At 43.9% G+C, this 16,609-nt stretch carries 16 protein-coding genes; 4 read left to right on the forward strand and 12 right to left on the reverse strand.

From position 1 onward, the window contains the following. Positions 1-17 precede the first annotated feature (17 nt). From H7F25_RS15805 to H7F25_RS15820, 4 genes are all read right to left on the reverse strand, one after another. Positions 18-1,307, reverse strand: a complete 1,290-nt coding sequence (locus H7F25_RS15805; protein WP_103131722.1) for a UDP-N-acetylglucosamine 1-carboxyvinyltransferase — start codon at positions 1,305-1,307, stop codon at positions 18-20. 246 nt (positions 1,308-1,553) lie between these two features. Beyond that, positions 1,554-2,192 (reverse strand): fructose-6-phosphate aldolase, encoded by a 639-nt coding sequence (fsa, locus tag H7F25_RS15810; RefSeq protein ID WP_024426351.1) that lies wholly within the window; start codon positions 2,190-2,192, stop codon positions 1,554-1,556. Between the two features lie 111 nt (positions 2,193-2,303). Continuing rightward, the gene (locus H7F25_RS15815; RefSeq protein ID WP_024423748.1) at positions 2,304-3,161 is read right to left on the reverse strand and encodes a class II fructose-bisphosphate aldolase; all 858 of its coding nucleotides are present in this window, start codon (positions 3,159-3,161) and stop codon (positions 2,304-2,306) included. Between the two features lie 178 nt (positions 3,162-3,339). Continuing rightward, entirely contained in the window at positions 3,340-3,714 is a 375-nt protein-coding gene (locus H7F25_RS15820; protein WP_003214681.1) for a response regulator, read from the reverse strand. Between the two features lie 180 nt (positions 3,715-3,894). On the opposite strand from H7F25_RS15820, the gene H7F25_RS15825 reads away from it, so the two are divergent. After that, a complete protein-coding gene (locus H7F25_RS15825; protein ID WP_024423749.1) occupies positions 3,895-4,425 on the forward strand; it encodes a DUF2529 domain-containing protein in 531 nt (176 codons plus the stop codon). Between the two features lie 40 nt (positions 4,426-4,465). On the opposite strand, the gene pyrG is transcribed toward H7F25_RS15825, so the two are convergent. The 8 genes from pyrG to H7F25_RS15865 all read right to left on the reverse strand — a co-directional run bounded on the left by pyrG (position 4,466) and on the right by H7F25_RS15865 (position 13,960). Beyond that, on the reverse strand, positions 4,466-6,073 hold the full coding sequence (pyrG, locus tag H7F25_RS15830) for a glutamine hydrolyzing CTP synthase (protein ID WP_024423750.1): 1,608 nt from the start codon (positions 6,071-6,073) through the stop codon (positions 4,466-4,468). 239 nt (positions 6,074-6,312) lie between these two features. Next, positions 6,313-6,852, reverse strand: coding sequence for a DNA-directed RNA polymerase subunit delta (gene rpoE, locus H7F25_RS15835; protein WP_044330927.1), 540 nt, complete (start codon positions 6,850-6,852; stop codon positions 6,313-6,315). Between the two features lie 216 nt (positions 6,853-7,068). After that, positions 7,069-7,266 carry a hypothetical protein gene (locus tag H7F25_RS15840; protein WP_103131723.1) on the reverse strand — a complete coding sequence of 66 codons (198 nt, stop codon included), beginning with the start codon at positions 7,264-7,266 and terminating at the stop codon, positions 7,069-7,071. Positions 7,267-7,405: 139 nt separating this feature from the next. Beyond that, positions 7,406-8,548, reverse strand: coding sequence for an acyl-CoA dehydrogenase (locus H7F25_RS15845; protein WP_185853908.1), 1,143 nt, complete (start codon positions 8,546-8,548; stop codon positions 7,406-7,408). Positions 8,549-8,564: 16 nt separating this feature from the next. Next, positions 8,565-9,677: an acyl-CoA dehydrogenase family protein gene (locus H7F25_RS15850; RefSeq protein ID WP_185853909.1), complete on the reverse strand. Its 1,113-nt coding sequence runs from the start codon at positions 9,675-9,677 to the stop codon at positions 8,565-8,567. An 11-nt stretch (positions 9,678-9,688) separates the two neighbouring features. Continuing rightward, complete coding sequence (locus H7F25_RS15855; RefSeq protein ID WP_024423755.1) at positions 9,689-10,552, reverse strand: 3-hydroxybutyryl-CoA dehydrogenase; 864 nt, start codon at positions 10,550-10,552, stop codon at positions 9,689-9,691. Further along, entirely contained in the window at positions 10,552-11,745 is a 1,194-nt protein-coding gene (locus H7F25_RS15860; RefSeq protein WP_122631631.1) for an acetyl-CoA C-acetyltransferase, read from the reverse strand. Before H7F25_RS15860 ends, H7F25_RS15855 begins: the two co-directional genes overlap by 1 nt. A 103-nt stretch (positions 11,746-11,848) precedes the next feature. After that, positions 11,849-13,960, reverse strand: a complete 2,112-nt coding sequence (locus H7F25_RS15865; RefSeq protein WP_185853910.1) for a heterodisulfide reductase-related iron-sulfur binding cluster — start codon at positions 13,958-13,960, stop codon at positions 11,849-11,851. Positions 13,961-14,102: 142 nt separating this feature from the next. Between H7F25_RS15865 and cls the strand changes: the two genes are divergently transcribed. From cls to H7F25_RS15880, 3 genes are all read left to right on the forward strand, one after another. Beyond that, positions 14,103-15,299, forward strand: coding sequence for a cardiolipin synthase (cls, locus tag H7F25_RS15870; RefSeq protein ID WP_044330945.1), 1,197 nt, complete (start codon positions 14,103-14,105; stop codon positions 15,297-15,299). A gap of 12 nt (positions 15,300-15,311) precedes the next feature. Beyond that, the gene (uvsE, locus tag H7F25_RS15875) at positions 15,312-16,274 is read left to right on the forward strand and encodes a UV DNA damage repair endonuclease UvsE (protein WP_044330948.1); all 963 of its coding nucleotides are present in this window, start codon (positions 15,312-15,314) and stop codon (positions 16,272-16,274) included. A 73-nt stretch (positions 16,275-16,347) separates the two neighbouring features. After that, on the forward strand, positions 16,348-16,602 hold the full coding sequence (locus H7F25_RS15880; protein ID WP_024423759.1) for a hypothetical protein: 255 nt from the start codon (positions 16,348-16,350) through the stop codon (positions 16,600-16,602). Positions 16,603-16,609: the final 7 nt, after the last annotated feature.

Below are 16,609 nucleotides of genomic sequence, written 5' to 3' on the forward strand. Positions count from 1 at the left end.
CTCTCACAGTCAAAGCCTTATGAATTTTGAAGTTCTTCTATTTCTTGGTCATTCAGCTTTTCACGCCAGATGGTTGCACCCAAGCCTTCAAGCTTCTTCTCAAGCAAACTATATCCTCTGTCTATATGTTCAAGCCCTGTGATTTCGGTCACACCGTCTGCCATTAACCCTGCGACAACAAGACAAGCGCCTGCACGCAGATCACTTGCTTTGACCTTTGCTCCTTGGAGCCGTGTTTGTCCGGTAATAATAGCAGATCTTCCTTCAACCTTCATGTTTGCACCCATTCGACGCAATTCGTCAATGTGCTTAAAGCGGGCTGAGTAGATCGTATCTGTGACCACACTCGTGCCTTTTGCTTTTGTTAACAGCGCCGTCATCGGCTGCTGAAGGTCAGTCGGAAAGCCCGGATACACAAGGGTTTTGATATCGACAGGCTTGAGTCCTTCGTTTCTGCCAACGATCAGCATCTGATCGTTGCTCGTTTCAATGGTGAACCCCATTTCTCTAAGTTTCGCCGTAATTGATTCTAAATGAGTTGGGATCACATTATCAAGTACAACTTCATCACCCATCGCTGCACCAGCTATTAAAAATGTTCCTGCTTCGATGCGGTCAGGGATGATTGAATGCTTACAGCCATGAAGAGATTCTACACCTTCGATTCGAATGACATCGGTACCCGCACCTTTGATTTTGGCTCCCATGCTTGCAAGCAGTGTCGCTACATCAATAATTTCGGGTTCCTTTGCAGCATTTTCAATCACGGTTTTTCCTTCAGCCAGTACGGCTGCCAGCATGATGTTGATCGTCGCACCTACACTGACAACATCAAGATAAATCCGGGCTCCGACTAATTTTTCAGCACGCAAATAGATCGCACCCTGCTCGTTTGTCACCTCGGCTCCAAGTGCTTCAAAGCCTTTGATATGCTGATCGATCGGCCTAGGTCCTAAGTGGCATCCTCCTGGCAGTCCGATGACAGCCTGCTTAAATCTGCCCAGCATGGCGCCCATTAAATAATAGGATGCACGCAGTTTCTTCACTTTTCCATTAGGAAGCGGCATACTGATCATGGAAACAGGATTCACAACCATTTCACCTTTTTCAAAAGTGACCTTTCCGCCAATTTCTTCTAACAGATCCCGTAATGTGTCGATATCTGATATATGCGGAAGGCCTTCAATGGTTACTGGAGAATCAGCAAGAATCGTGGCAGGAATCAGTGCCACAGCACTATTTTTCGCACCACTAATATGTACGGTCCCGCGCAAGGGATCACCGCCGGCAATGTTTAACTTTTCCATATTTGTCTCCCTTCTTAAAGAAGATCACTGTTGGAGTTATACTGTTTGTGGATGTCGCGCTTTAAAAGGTCTTGTCCAAAATTTAGCCAATATCAAGAGAAAGAATACAGGTTAAACGAAATTTGTCGGAAGAAAAATAATCGAAGCTTTGCGAGGCTGTGATGTTCTCTTCTTTGCACAAAACATTTCTTAGCGTTTATAAGGAAAACTGCGGCAAACGAGAGACGTCCCGCCTGCCACAATCATTTATTTATTCCAGTCTGCTAAAAATTGCTCAATGCCTGCATCCGTTAATGGGTGTTTCGTCAGTTGCTTGATGACTTTCAGCGGCATTGTGCCGATATGAGCACCTCTAAGCGCAGCTTCTGTCACATGCTGCGGATGACGAATAGATGCAGCAATGATTTGTGTATCTAATCCATGAACATCAAAAATAGTTTTCACTTCGCTGATGAGATCAAGACCATTTTGGCCAATGTCATCTAAGCGGCCAAGGAATGGAGAAACATACGTCGCACCAGCTCTAGCTGCAAGAAGTGCCTGGTTTGCACTAAAAATCAATGTGACGTTTGTTTTAATTCCAAGGTCTGTTAATGCTTTGACAGCTTTAAGGCCATCTGTAGTCATTGGAATTTTGACCGTGATATTCGGTGCGATGGCAGCTAGCTCTTTTCCTTCTTCAATCATTTCCTCTGCTTTTAAGGAAATCACTTCTGCACTGACAGAACCTGATACCACATCAGTGATTTCGCGAAGGCGGTCGTGGAATGAGACGTCCTTTTCTTTCGCTACTAAACTAGGGTTTGTTGTGACGCCTGCTAAAATGCCAAGCTCGTGCGCCTCTTTGATATCTTCAATATTCGCTGTATCTACGAAAAATAACATAACTGTGCCACTCTCCTATCAATAAATTGTCTGAAATGTAAATTTGATTGCGCTTTCTCAAGATATGGAGAAAACCGCCTGTGACTCAGGCGGCTTTCGGTTCTCATCAAATTATGCTTGGTTAGAAGAACCAAATTCGCGCATTTTGCCGATAACAGTCGCTTTAATTGCGTCACGAGCTGGTCCAAGATATTTACGTGGATCATACTCTTCTGTTTTTGCAGCAAGTGTTTCGCGTACTGCTTTCGCAGAAGCAATTTGGTTTTCAGTGTTTACATTGATTTTTGCTGTACCAAGTGAAATTGCACGCTTGATGTCAGCAGTTGGGATACCTGTTCCGCCGTGAAGAACAAGTGGAAGACCAGTTGTTTTACCAATTTCTTCCATTTCAGCGAAACCAAGGTTTGGTTCACCTTTGTATGGACCATGTACTGAACCTAATGCAGGTGCAAGGCAGTCAATACCAGTGCGTTCTACAAGCTCTTGGCACTCTTTTGGATCAGCATAAATAACGCCCTCAGCGATGACGTCATCTTCTTGCCCACCAACAGTTCCAAGTTCAGCTTCTACAGACACACCATGGAAATGTGCAAGTTCAACGACTTTCGCAGTTGTTTCCACATTCTCATCGAATGGATGGTGAGAAGCATCGATCATGACAGAAGTAAATCCTGCATGAATCGCTTTTGCACAAGATTCAAAGCTTGAACCGTGATCTAAATGAATCGCAACAGGAACTGTTACATTATATTCTTCGATTAACGCTTTAACCATTGCGACAACTGTTTTGAAGCCGCCCATGTAGCGTCCTGCTCCTTCAGATACTCCTAAGATAACAGGAGATTTCTCTTCTTCAGCAGCTTGTAAAATCGCTTGCGTGAATTCTAAGTTATTTAAGTTAAACTGTCCAACAGCGTAACCTTTTTCCTTTGCGTCTTTCAACATTTCTGTCATTGAAACTAAAGGCATGATGAAAAATCCTCCCTATGTAGCTAATTTGCTTGCTAAAAAAAGCTCTCCACCCTAGCATGACCAGAATTTCTCGCCATATGTAAACTTTCAAAGTCAGATCGCTTTCTTCTTCTTTTCTAGAATACCAATTATTCGACAAATCGGCAACAGAATGACTCGATTCAATCATTTCCATCTAGCCATTTGTTTCAAGCGGCAGGTATTCTTTAACAGCATCTCGGATTTCATCAATATCAAAAGGCTTAGCGAAGTGCGTCAATGCACCGAGTTCTTTGGATTCTTGGATCATATCTAATTCTCCATAGGCTGTCATAATGATGACACGAATGTCTTCATCAATTAATTTCATTCGTTTTAAAATTTCGATACCATCCATTCCGGGAATTTTCATATCAAGCAGGACAAGGTTCGGTCTATGGTTTTTCACAATATCTAATGCCTGAAGTCCATTGGCAGCTTGAAAGGTTTGATAGCCTTCTTTATGAAACACTTCATTCAATAATATTCTAATACCGTACTGATCATCGACAATTAAAATTTTCTCATTCATCTGTTACACCCCATTACTTTCATTTTTCGCCATAAAAAGAGCTGTTGTTAAATAATTCTGTTTGATTTTCACATTTCCTTTAATTATAATAGTTTACTTTACGACATTTTCTGAGCATTTTTCCTAATATTCTCTTTATATTCTATTATAAAATGATCTGACCGAAGGAGGAAATGAGTCTTGTTAAAAATTTTTACGACCCAGTTATCAGGTATTTTTTCACGTATTGGAGAAAAACAGGCTGAAGCGATTGAGGACGGTGCACGCCTTCTTGCACAGGCTGTGGTCAGTGGACATGCCGTTTATTTTCACGGAAAGAATGAACTGGCTGCTGTCGCCCTAGAGGCATCTGAAAGCAAGGAGCCATTTCCCGGTGCGAAGGTACTGCCGCTCGATCAAAAGGAGCGCAGCTTACTTCATCCAAGTGACAGGGTGCTGCTATTTTATTCAGACCCAGAAGATCCAGAAATTCAATCTCTTGTCAAAGAACTGCACGAACAAGGTACGCCCGTTGTTGGTGTAGGACCGGCACAAAAGGAGCCGTCCACGATTGAAGAGCATTGTGATGTCCACATTGATTTCCAGCTCAAGAAACCGCTTGTGCCCGCTGAAGATGGGACAAGGTTTGGTTATCCTGCTTTAATGACCTGCTTATACGTCTACCACGCTCTATCGTTTACTGTGAAGGAAATCGTCGAGGAATATGAATAAAAAAACTGCCGAGAAGTGATATTCTCGGCAGTTTTTTGTTTTATTTTGATTCAGATGCTTGAAGTGAAGCACCAACGAAATCTCTAAATAATGGCTGTGGTCTTGTCGGTCTTGAAACAAATTCTGGGTGGAACTGAGAAGCAAGGAACCAAGGGTGATCCTTCAGCTCAATAATTTCAACAAGACGTCCGTCTGGACTTGTACCTGAGAAGACAAAGCCTGCTGCTTCCATTTGCTGTCTGTATTCGTTATTAAACTCGTAGCGATGACGGTGGCGTTCGTAGACCACTTCGTCATTGTATGCAGCAAATGCTTTTGAGTCTTCATTTAATTTACAAGGGTATAGACCGAGACGAAGTGTTCCGCCTAGATCATCTACATCCTTCTGTTCTGGAAGAAGGTCAATGATTGGGAATGCTGTTTCAGGATCAATTTCCGCTGAATGAGCTCCCTCAAGGCCTAATACGTTTCTCGCGTATTCGATAGATGCCACTTGCATTCCTAAGCAGATTCCGAAGAATGGCACTTTGTTTTCACGGGCATATTGTGTAGCAATGATTTTCCCTTCTACTCCGCGGTCTCCGAAGCCTCCAGGAACAATAATACCGTCAACATCTTGTACGAAATCAGCGATATTCTCTGCTGTCACTTCTTCTGCATTGATCCATTTAATTTGAACATCTGCATCAAACGCATAACCAGCATGACGAAGTGATTCAACGACTGAAATATAAGCATCTTGCAGCTCAACATACTTCCCTACAAGACCAATTGTGACTTGTTTCGAAAGGTTTTGCACTTTATCAACAAGCGCTGTCCACTCCGTCATGTCCGCATCTTGGCAGTCAAGTTTCATATGTTCACATACTAGCTTGTCCAGCCCTTGTTTTTGTAAATCAAGCGGAATGGAGTATAGCGTGTCCGCATCCTGACATTCGATAACAGCTTTTGTATCAATATCACAAAACAGCGCAATTTTGTCCTTCATATCTTGCGTCATTGGCATTTCCGTTCTGACCACGATGACGTTTGGCTGAATACCAAGACTGCGAAGTTCTTTTACACTATGCTGTGTTGGTTTTGTTTTCAATTCACCCGCTGCACGGATGTAAGGAACAAGGGTACAATGAATGTACATCACGTTTTCACGGCCGATGTCACTCTTCATTTGACGAATGGCTTCAAGGAATGGAAGGGATTCGATATCTCCTACTGTTCCGCCGATTTCTGTAATGACCACATCTGCACCCGTTTCTTTTCCGGCACGGTACACGCGGTCTTTGATTTCATTTGTAATGTGGGGAATGACCTGTACTGTTCCACCTAAGTAATCACCGCGGCGCTCTTTCTTCAGAACAGTAGAATAGATTTTACCAGTTGTGACGTTGCTGTACTTATTTAAGTTAATATCAATGAAACGCTCGTAGTGACCTAAGTCAAGGTCTGTTTCCGCACCATCATCTGTGACAAAAACCTCACCGTGCTGGTATGGACTCATTGTCCCTGGGTCTACGTTGATGTATGGATCGAATTTTTGAATGGTAACATCCATCCCTCTATTTTTCAGAAGGCGGCCTAACGATGCAGCCGTGATTCCTTTTCCAAGTGAGGAAACAACTCCTCCTGTTACAAAAATATACTTTGTCATTTCGTATGCTCCTCTCTTTTTTACCCTTGCATGTCTACACATGCACAGCTTCATCCTTTTTAGAGTGTATCCCTAAATCTCTTGAAAAATAAGAAAGCTCCCTTTCAAATAAATGAAAGGGAGCGTAAATGAACGTATCTTTACGTACTCTTTTTTAGAGAGCCCAAAATACATACTACATAGTTCGCTCAGGAAAGTCAAGACGGTTTTGTCCTGTTTTGAGGACCGGTTTGAGAGGGTTATTTCTCTTCCTCATCATCGTCTAAATCGTCTTCATCAATCTCCGTTAAGCCGTCATCATCTTCATCATCATCTTCGTCGAAGTCTTCAAGATCTTCTTCGATTTCTTCATCATCGTCTAGGTCGAGATCATCGTCGTCTTCTACAAGATCAAGGTCTTCTTCAAGCTCGTCGATTTCTTCTTCCTCTTCGATTTCATCGAAGTCGTCTTCAACGACAGCTGCTTTTGATTTTTTCTTTTTCGCTTTTGTTTTCACAGCTGGCTGAACTTCTTCTTCGATTTGATCAACTGGATACCAGCTGCGAAGTCCCCATCTCTGATCACCTAACGAAATAAAGCGGCCATCTATATTTAAGTCTGTATAAAATTGAGCAAGTCGATCATCAAGATCGGATTTTTGTATTCCTTGCAAACGGACAATTTCATCTATTAACTCGGAAAACGTAATTGGTGTTTTGCTGTCTCTGAAAATTTCATAAGCAAGTTCAACTAAAGACATTTGTTTGAGCTGTTCCTGTGAGTATTCTTTCAAACTCAAGGTCAGACACTCCCTTTCTATTACATGTATGTATCCATTTATCAGTGAAATAATAAGTATTTATACCTTATTCTTACGACAAACCATACCTCTCATTATAAACAAATTAGGGGAGTTTATGCCACCTTTATTGATGTTAATTTTTGATTTTTCTCACGGGGAGCACCTAGAGTGTGTACGGCATGCTTTTTGTCGTTTAGTTTTTTCTCGTCTGTTTTAAAATGGGATGTTCTGAATGAATGAGACAACGATAGGAATCGTGAATAACATTCCAGCAGACATGAGTACGATTAGTTTTCTGTGGCTGTTTTCTTTTTCTTCCTGCTTTTTTGGAGATTTCGAAAGCTCCGCGGACACCATAATCCAGATCACCATCGTGACGATTGCCAAAATGCCCATAAATGTTGAGTTCATAACCTCCATATTGATATTTTCCCTAATTTTAACATAACACGATGATGATATGGATGAACATTGACAATGCGCTTACATTTGAAAACTGATGACGAACGAAAACAGACCACCTCACGTTCAGGCGGTCTTTGCTTGTTTTCTACATATCTAGCAGTTTCCTTGAGATGACCAGACGCTGGATTTCCTGTGTTCCTTCATAAATTTGAGTGATTTTCGCATCACGCATGTATCGTTCGACTGGATAATCCTTTGTGTAGCCGTACCCGCCGAAGATTTGAACCGCTTCTGTCGTCACCTTCATCGCTGTATCACCGGCAAAGAGCTTGGACATGGCTGATTCCTTTCCATACGGGAGGCCTTTCGTTTCAAGCCATGCCGCCTGATAAGTAAGCAGCCTTGATGCTTCAATCGCTGTTGCCATATCAGCCAGCTTAAAGGCGATCCCTTGCTGCTGAATGATTGGTTTGCCAAATTGTTTACGCTCCTTGGCATAATCAATCGCCGCATCAAGAGCGCCTTGAGCAATCCCAACCGCCTGTGCAGCAATGCCGTTTCTGCCGCCATCGAGTGTCATCATGGCTATTTTGAACCCTTCTCCTTCTTGACCGAGCCGGTTCCTTTCATGAATTCGGCAATCTTCAAATCGAATTTCAGTTGTTGGCGAAGAACGTATGCCCAGTTTACTTTCCTTTTTGCCAACGGAAAAACCAGGTGTCTCTTTTTCTACAATAAAAGCAGTTGTATTTCGAGACGAAGCTTCTTGGTCTGTTACGGCAAACACAATATAATAATCTGCAATGCCCCCATTTGTAATAAAAATTTTCGCCCCGTTCAAGACATATTCACTGCCTGCTTTTACGGCCATTGTCTTCATTCCGCCAGCATCTGAACCAGAACCGCTCTCAGTAAGCGCGTATGCTCCTATCTTCTGTCCTTCTGCAAGCGGCTTTAAGTAGTTCTCTTTTTGTTCCTTTGTTCCGAAAGTATAGATTGGCCATGAAGCAAGAGATGTATGAGCGGACAGAGTGACACCTGTAGAGGCACACACTCTTGAAAGCTCCTCAACTGCTATGACGTAGGCTAAATAGTCACTGCCAATTCCGCCCACGTCTTCCGGCCAAGGGATACCCGTCAAACCGAGCTCCGCCATTTTGCGAAAAATAGATGGATCATATGTCTCTGTTTCGTCTCGTTCTGCTGCTGTTGGCTCCACTTCATTTTTCGCAAAGTCTCTCACCATTTTTTGAATCATTTCATGTTCATCACTTAATTGGAACTGCATCGTGAGCCACCTCGTTTCATATTAGCTGTTTACAGATGACCAGCCTTTGAATTTCACTTGTTCCTTCATAGATTTCACAAATTTTCGCATCACGAAAGTAACGTTCTGCTTGATAGCGATTCGTATAACCATCCATGCCTAGCAAATGGATCGCTTCTGTACTGATCTCTACCGCCGTTTTTGACGCAAATAGCTTTGCCATTGATGCTTCCTTTGTGACCGGTCGATTTGCCTCTTTGAAAGAAGCCGCTTGATAGACGAGCAGTTTGGCCGCCTCAAGCTTCGCCGCCAAATCGCCCAGCCGAATGGTCGTTTCAAGACCTGCTGGATGCTTCTTTAAATAGGTCACTGCCTCGGTTAAAGCGGCTTCTGCAATGCCAAGGCTTTGAGCCGCAATTCCGATTCTCCCTGCATTTAGGCTGGACATGGCAATTTGAAAGCCCTCTCCTTCTGCACCGAGCAGCTGATCTTTTGGAATCCGCACGCCATCAAAATGAAGCGTGACTGTTTTTGAACCGTGCAGTCCCATCTTTTTCTCATCTTTTCCAATCGTAAATCCCGGTGTATCTTTCTCGACAATGAACGCCGATATATTTTTTCTCGCAGAAGCCGGATCAGTCACCGCAAAGACAAGATATAGCTCTGCTTCTCCGCCGCTTGTGATAAAGATTTTCGTCCCATTTAATACATAATCGTCGCCCACACGCTCTGCTCTTAACTGAATACTGGAGGCATCTGATCCAGCCTTTGGTTCAGTCAGACAAAAGGCGCCCAGCTTCTTCCCGGATGCAAGCGGCGGCACATAAGTTTCTTTTTGTTCCTTCGTTCCAAAAGTCAAAATAGGCATCGTCACAACAGATGTATGAACGGACACAATGACACCGATGGTCGCACTCACTTTCGATAATTCATGGATTGCGATGATATACGTTGTAAAATCTGCTCCTAAGCCTTGATACGAAGCTGGTATTGGAATTCCTAGATAGCCTTGCCGTCCCATTTCACTTAAAAGGTTTTTTGGAAACCGGCCTTGTTCCATGGCTTCTACTTCAGGGAATATACGCTGGCGTGCAAATTCTGCTGTCTGTTCTCTCCAGAGACGCTGTTTATCCGTAAGCAAAACATCCATCTTGACTCCCCCTATGAGTGGTCGTGGTATGTGTAAAAACCTCTCTTTGTCTTTTTGCCCAGCCAGCCTGCATTCACGTATTTTTTCAAAAGAGGACAAGGCCGATATTTGCTGTCTCCAAGTCCCTCGTGAAGGGTATTCATAATAAATAAACATGTATCAAGTCCGATGAAATCAGCTAGACGAAGCGGCCCCATTGGATGATTCATCCCAAGTGTCATCACGTCATCAATGCTTTCTGCATCTGCTACGCCTTCATACAGGGTGTAAATGGCTTCATTGATCATTGGCATCAATATGCGATTTGATACAAACCCCGGGAAGTCTTCCACTTCAATTGGGGTTTTGTTTAATGTCTTCGCTGTTTCATAAACAACTTGATATGTGTCATCACTCGTTTGCAGTGCTCGAATGACTTCAACCAGTTTCATGACAGGAACCGGATTCATAAAATGCATGCCAATCACTTTCTCCGGTCTGCTCGTCACAGCTGCTAATTCTGTGATCGACAAGGAAGACGTGTTTGTCGCAAATATGGCCTCAGCCTCTGCAAATTGATCAAGTGTTTCAAAGATTTGTTTTTTCACACTCATTTGTTCTGATGCGGCTTCTATGACTAAATGAGCCTGCTGCATGTCTTTTAAATCTGTGGAAACGGCAAGCCGCTGCGTAATATCTCGGACTGCCTGATGTGCCAGCTTTCCTTTTTCTGCCCGCTTCGTCAGTTGTTTGGTCATGGAGGAAATCGCTCGATGAATCTGCTTTTCTGATACATCATGGAGCAAGACTGTATAGCCTGACTGAGCAAACACTTGGGCAATGCCTGATCCCATTTGACCAGCCCCAACGACCATAACGGTCTCTTCTATACTCATCAATAAACGCCTCCCTTTTCATCTACCTTTATCATGATGGCGTCTCCTTGACCACCTCCGCTGCAAATCGCCGCAATGCCAATGCCTCCGCCTCTTTGTCTTAATGCATGAATCAATGTCAATATCACGCGTGTTCCGCTTGCCCCAATCGGATGACCGAGTGCGACAGCCCCCCCGTTGATATTCATTTTCCGCCGGTCGATCCCGGTTATTTTTTCACATGCCAAAGCCACAGCTGAAAAGGCCTCATTGATTTCAAACAAATCAATATCCTCTAGGCGCTTTCCTGTTTTCTTTAAAAGCTTCTCGATAGCAAAGGCTGGTGTTTTCGGAAAATCCTTCGCCTCTACAGCAACCTGAGCATGACCGAGAACAACTGCCATTGGCTTTACGTCATGCCGTGCAGCATACGTGTCTTTCATTAAAAGGAGCGCACTTGCACCATCATTGACACCTGGTGCATTTCCAGCGGTGATGGTCCCCTTCTGATCAAATACAGGCATGAGCTTAGACAGCCGTTCATATGACGTATCACGCCGCGGAGACTCATCTTCTGTGATCAGCCGTTCTCCCGTTTTTATTTTGACGGTGACGGGGGTGATTTCATGTTGAAAAAAGCCGTTTTTTTGCGCTTCGATGGCCCGTTCATGACTTCTGAGCGCCCACAGATCCTGCTCTTCGCGCGTAATGCCGAGCTCCTTTGCAGCCGTACTTCCATACTCACCCATATGAACGCCTGTAAACGAACAGGTTAACCCATCTAAAATCATCGCATCTTGTACTGCACCATCTCCCATTTTGTAGCCCCATCGCGCTTTTTTTAGCAGATAAGGAGCGTGAGACATCGATTCCATACCGCCCGCTGCGATGACCTCAGCATCTCCGGCTCGAATGATTTGATCTGCCGTGCTCACACTGCGCATTCCGGATGCACAGACTTTATTGATGGTTTGTGTTGGAACAGACCAAGGAAGATCAGCATATCTTGCTGCTTGCCTTGAAGGAATCTGCCCTTGCCCTCCTTGTAAAACACATCCCATGATGACCTCATCTATTTCATGAGAACCCGAAACTCTTTCCAGTGCAGCCTTGATCGCTATACCGCCTAGTTCTGCGGCAGTCAAACCACTGAGAGCACCGCCTAGTTTTCCAAATGGTGTTCTTGCTCCAGATACAATGACCGTCGTACTCATATATGCCCCTCCCCGTTTGTTACCGCTTACATATCATTTAGGCAGCTGATGAAACAGCGCCATGGATAAGCCGATGAACATCCTATTCATCGGCCTGTCATGTTTACGACACTTGCTTTCCAGACTCACCAAACACTGATTTTTCAAGAAGTTCGGCGACATCAAATGTGCCTACCTGCTCCTCTACTTCCTTCGCCTTCGTCCCATCTCCCAGCATCGTTAAGCAATAAGGACACCCTGAGCTGATGATGGACGGCTGGACCTGTAACGCCTGCTCCGTTCGTGCAGTGTTAATCCGGGTACCCGTCTCTTCTTCCATCCACATTAAGCCCCCGCCTGCTCCGCAGCACATACCAGTTTCACGATTGCGCTCCATTTCTTTCAGCGTCACACCAGGAATGGCTTTTAAAATGTCTCTTGGCGGGTCGTACACTTCGTTATATCTGCCTAGGTAGCAAGAGTCGTGGAAGGTAATCACTTCGTTTACTTCATGTTCAGGTGTTATTTTCCCTTCTTTCACTAACTCTGCCAGTAATTCTGTATGATGATACACTTCTGCCTCAAGTCCGAAGTCTGGATATTCATTTTTAAATAAGTTATAGGCGTGTGGATCAATCGTGACGATCTTTGTAACGCCGTTTTTCTGGAATTCTTCAATGTTTTTTGCAGCAAGCTCTTGGAATAAAAATTCGTTTCCGAGTCTTCTTGGTGTATCACCTGAGTTCTTCTCTTTATTGCCTAGGATCGCAAAGGAGACCCCCGCTTCATTGAGTAGCTTCGCAAAGGCAAGCGCAATCTTTTGGCTTCGATTGTCATATGCCCCCATTGACCCAACCCAGAATAAATAATCAAAGGTTTGCTCTGCTTTTTTCAGCTCTTTCACTGTCGGCACATGCACATCTTCTCTCAGTTCACGCCAATTTTCTCTTTCTTTCCGGTTCAGCCCCCACGGGTTCCCTTGGCGCTCAATGCTTGTCATGGCACGCTGTGCATCCGCGTCCATTTTCCCTTCGGTCAGCACAAGATATCTGCGCATATCAATAATCTTATCAACGTGTTCATTCATGACAGGGCATTGGTCTTCACAGTTTCGGCACGTCGTACATGCCCAGATTTCTTCTTCTGTAATGACCTCTCCAATAAGAGAAGGATGATATATCGAGCTGGCAGCCGACTCTTCCGCACCTGCTCCTCTCGCCTGCAGTGCCAGCTGGTTTCCTGTTGTCTGCTTGAAGGCTAGCTGCGGGACCCAAGGTGTCTTTGATGTAATAGCGGCCCCTTTATTGGTTAAATGATCTCTTAACCTTAATATCAAATCCATCGGAGACAGCATCTTCCCTGTCCCTGTTGCCGGGCACATATTCGTGCAGCGCCCACATTCCACACAAGCGTAAAGATCGATGAGCTGAGACTGACGGAAGTCTTCAATTTTCCCCACACCGAAGGTCTCTTGTGTCTCATCTTCAAAATCGATTTTTTGCAGCTTGCCTGGCGGGTCTAATCTGCTGACAAATACGTTCACAGGCCCTGCAATCAGATGGGCGTGCTTTGACTGCGGAACATATACTAAGAATGTCAGCAAAATAAGAAGATGCACCCACCATGCGGCATAAAAAACAATGGCAGCCGCCAGAGGTGAAATTCCGCCCAGCAAGAAAGCAATACTAGAAGCGATTGGCTCAGTTGGTGATAGAGAGTGTCCATGCCAGATGATGTTCATGCCGTTCCCAAGTAACACTGTCAGCATTAAGCCGCCAATAAATAAAAGCACTAGACCCGATTTGAAGCCTCGTTTTAAACGAACAAGCTTCTCCACGTATCTTCTATGGAACGCCCATACAACGGCCACTAAAATGAGAAGTGTGACAATCTCTTGGAAAAACGTAAAGACGCCGTACACCGGACCTAAAGGAAGCCCGCTGTCTGGAATAAGCCCCTTCAGAATAAAATCAAGGGCTCCGAACTGTACAAGGATAAATCCGTAGAAAAACAGCACATGAATGATGCCGCTCTTCTTGTCCTTTAACAGCTTCTTTTGCCCAAATACATTGACCCAAACACGCTCTAAGCGTTTCTTCATGTCTTGTTGAAACTCTTCTTTTTTACCAAGACGAATATACGCCGCTCGTGTTCGAATGAGATAAACAAACAAATACACTGCGTAAGCGGTCACCGCCGCAAATGCGATCAAGTTGATAATTAAAAGGCTATTCATCTTGCTCCCCCTTTCATTCCCAAAACCCACTTTGTTCCGTTTCCATGTTGTACCTCTATCATAAATAATGAATGAGTATTCAGTCAATATTTTTTACGCGTTTGGGTACACTATTGAAATATGCAAAAAAGGAGGAAGTTTCATGATCGCATTGATCATCCTACTCGTACTCATTGCCATCGTTTTGCTCGTGATGTTAGACCTTTATATGGGGAGGAAATATTTTTCTACTCACGCATTTGAACGGTCTTTTAACCAAACAAGCGGCGATGCCGCCTTTTATCATGATGGCGAACCATTTTTCGATCAGCTGCTTACCGATATACAGCAGGCCTCTTCTTCTATTCATATGATGTTCTTTATTGTAAAGAACGACAAGATTGGTCAAAGGGTCTTACAAGCCTTGAAAGCCAAAGCAGAGCAAGGAGTTTCCGTCTTTTTGCTGACCGACCGATTAGGCTCCTATCCGTTTGATCAAAAGGCGATTGACATGCTAGAAAGAAGCGGGATTCAATTCTACTTTTTAAATAAGCCTCGTTTTCCTTTTTTGATTTACCGTCTAAACATGAGAAATCACCGTAAAATTACGGTGATTGATGGGAAAATTGGCTATATTGGCGGATTTAATATAGGCGATGAATATGTTGGGAAGAAAGGCCGGTTTGGCATTTGGAAGGATTATCATTTGCGGATGACCGGACAGGTTGTCGCAGATCTCCAGCATGTGTTTCTGAATGATTTGTACCGTTCGTCTGGCATTCATCAGCTGCAATATGAGGTTTTCCCTGCATTGGAACCGGGAACATTACAATGCACAACACGCGCGACTGCCGGCTTTTCTTTAGAAGCTTTATTTCTCCAAGATATTCAGCAGGCGAGGAAACAGATCATCATCTGTACGCCTTATTTTATTCCATCAGCCCCTCTTCTAAAGGCGCTGCTTGATGCACGAAAGCGGGGCGTCACAGTTGAAATCATCATTCCAATGAAAGCGGATCATCCACTTGTCAAAGAGGCTGGCTTTCATTATTTGAAGGACCTCATTGCCTCTGGATGTCTTGTTTATCGTTTTTATAAAGGGTTTTATCATTCGAAAGCCATTTTGATTGATCACAGCCGCTGTATGATCAGTACCGCGAATTTTGATAAACGCAGCTTGTTTTTAAACGAAGAAGTAGATGTAGCCATTGATGATCCCGCTTTTACTGCACACGTAGAAGAAAAGATTCGGGAGCATATGGAGGTTTCTGAGATCTTGACAGAAGAAACATTGTCAAAGCGCCCGCTTTTCACTCGGCCGCTTGAGTGGGTTGCCGCCATGTTCTCGTATTTTTTATAAAGGAGATGACCTATGCGTTATCGATTTGGTTATGTATCAAATGCCGTCACCTTGTGGGAGGCTTCTCCTGCCAAGTCACTGACCTTTGCTAGATACAGCAAGCTCGCTAAGGAAGAAAGAAAAGAGGCTTTATTGCGAACAACGAAGGCCAATCTCGTGAATACATTAAGAACGCTTTATTTCGCCATTGCTCATGATATCCCGCTTTACCGTTTTTCAAGCTCGATCGTCCCGCTCGCGACCCATCCAGAGGTGCTCTGGGACTTTGTGACACCTTTTCACAAAGAATTTCTTGAGATCGGCAAGCTGGTGAAACGGCACGGCTTACGGGTCAGCTTTCACCCCAATCAATTCACCTTGTTTACTAGCCCCAAACCTTCCATTACAGAAAATGCCGTCATCGATATGACGTATCATTATCAGATGCTTGAGGCGATGAAGCTCGATAAGGAAGCCTACATGAACATTCATGTAGGCGGGGCGTACGGCGATAAAGAATCGGCTCTTCAACGCTTTGATGAAAATATCAAACAGCTTCCAGCTCATATCAAAGCGAGAATGACACTTGAGAACGATGACAAAACATATACGTCGCTCGAAACGCTTGGTGTATGTGAAAAGCATGACATTCCGTTTGTTTTTGATTACCATCATCACGTGGCAAATAAAGATGACGATGCCGCACTCGATGACATCCTGTCAAGAATGTTCGACACGTGGACAAACACTGGCATTCCGCCCAAAATCCATTTGTCTTCACCAAAATCAGAAAAAGCTATACGCAGTCATGCAGATGGAGTAGATATGAATTTTGTCTTACCGCTTTTTCAAGCATTAAAACCGTATGGCCGGGATGTAGATTTCATGATTGAAGCAAAATTAAAGGATCAGGCTCTGCTCCGTCTAGTCGAAGAGCTGTCTGCGATAAGGGGCAATAAACGAACGGGCGGAGGAACCATTGAGTGGAAATCATAGAGAAAGGTTTACCTTTGTGCAAATGGGGGTAACAAAGCTATTGTGAGAAAGTAATTAACAGGAGGATATGAAGATGTCTCAAATCTATTCAATCCGAATCGCTGCGAAAGCGTTGAATTTACATAAGCTTATTTCTCTTTATGAAAAGTGCCAGCAGGCTCAGCATCGTATATATGTGTATTCTAAAAAAACAATGTGTAGCATTAAGAACATCGTAGAGCTTGAAACCTTCAGGCTCACTCATTTAGAGTCTGACTACTTAATTGTCGTAGAGGGGAAAAAAGCGCAAGACCTCCTTCAGCCGTTTGAAAAAGAGACGGTTTCATAAAGAAGAG

Source organism: Bacillus sp. PAMC28571 (assembly GCF_014250435.1).
Classification (GTDB): Bacteria; Bacillota; Bacilli; order Bacillales; family Bacillaceae; genus Bacillus; species Bacillus safensis.

What these genes read in the sequence shown, in the direction of transcription:
- H7F25_RS15805 (WP_103131722.1), bottom strand. Translation starts at nt 1,307, where the DNA reads ATGGAAAAGTTAAACATTGCCGGCGGTGATCCCTTGCGCGGGACCGTA.
- fsa (WP_024426351.1), bottom strand. Translation starts at nt 2,192, where the DNA reads ATGTTATTTTTCGTAGATACAGCGAATATTGAAGATATCAAAGAGGCG.
- H7F25_RS15815 (WP_024423748.1), bottom strand. Translation starts at nt 3,161, where the DNA reads ATGCCTTTAGTTTCAATGACAGAAATGTTGAAAGACGCAAAGGAAAAA.
- H7F25_RS15820 (WP_003214681.1), bottom strand. Translation starts at nt 3,714, where the DNA reads ATGAATGAGAAAATTTTAATTGTCGATGATCAGTACGGTATTAGAATA.
- pyrG (WP_024423750.1), bottom strand. Translation starts at nt 6,073, where the DNA reads ATGACAAAGTATATTTTTGTAACAGGAGGAGTTGTTTCCTCACTTGGA.
- H7F25_RS15840 (WP_103131723.1), bottom strand. Translation starts at nt 7,266, where the DNA reads ATGAACTCAACATTTATGGGCATTTTGGCAATCGTCACGATGGTGATC.
- H7F25_RS15845 (WP_185853908.1), bottom strand. Translation starts at nt 8,548, where the DNA reads ATGCAGTTCCAATTAAGTGATGAACATGAAATGATTCAAAAAATGGTG.
- H7F25_RS15850 (WP_185853909.1), bottom strand. Translation starts at nt 9,677, where the DNA reads ATGGATGTTTTGCTTACGGATAAACAGCGTCTCTGGAGAGAACAGACA.
- H7F25_RS15855 (WP_024423755.1), bottom strand. Translation starts at nt 10,552, where the DNA reads ATGAGTATAGAAGAGACCGTTATGGTCGTTGGGGCTGGTCAAATGGGA.
- H7F25_RS15860 (WP_122631631.1), bottom strand. Translation starts at nt 11,745, where the DNA reads ATGAGTACGACGGTCATTGTATCTGGAGCAAGAACACCATTTGGAAAA.
- H7F25_RS15865 (WP_185853910.1), bottom strand. Translation starts at nt 13,960, where the DNA reads ATGAATAGCCTTTTAATTATCAACTTGATCGCATTTGCGGCGGTGACC.
- cls (WP_044330945.1), top strand. Translation starts at nt 14,103, where the DNA reads ATGATCGCATTGATCATCCTACTCGTACTCATTGCCATCGTTTTGCTC.
- uvsE (WP_044330948.1), top strand. Translation starts at nt 15,312, where the DNA reads ATGCGTTATCGATTTGGTTATGTATCAAATGCCGTCACCTTGTGGGAG.
- H7F25_RS15880 (WP_024423759.1), top strand. Translation starts at nt 16,348, where the DNA reads ATGTCTCAAATCTATTCAATCCGAATCGCTGCGAAAGCGTTGAATTTA.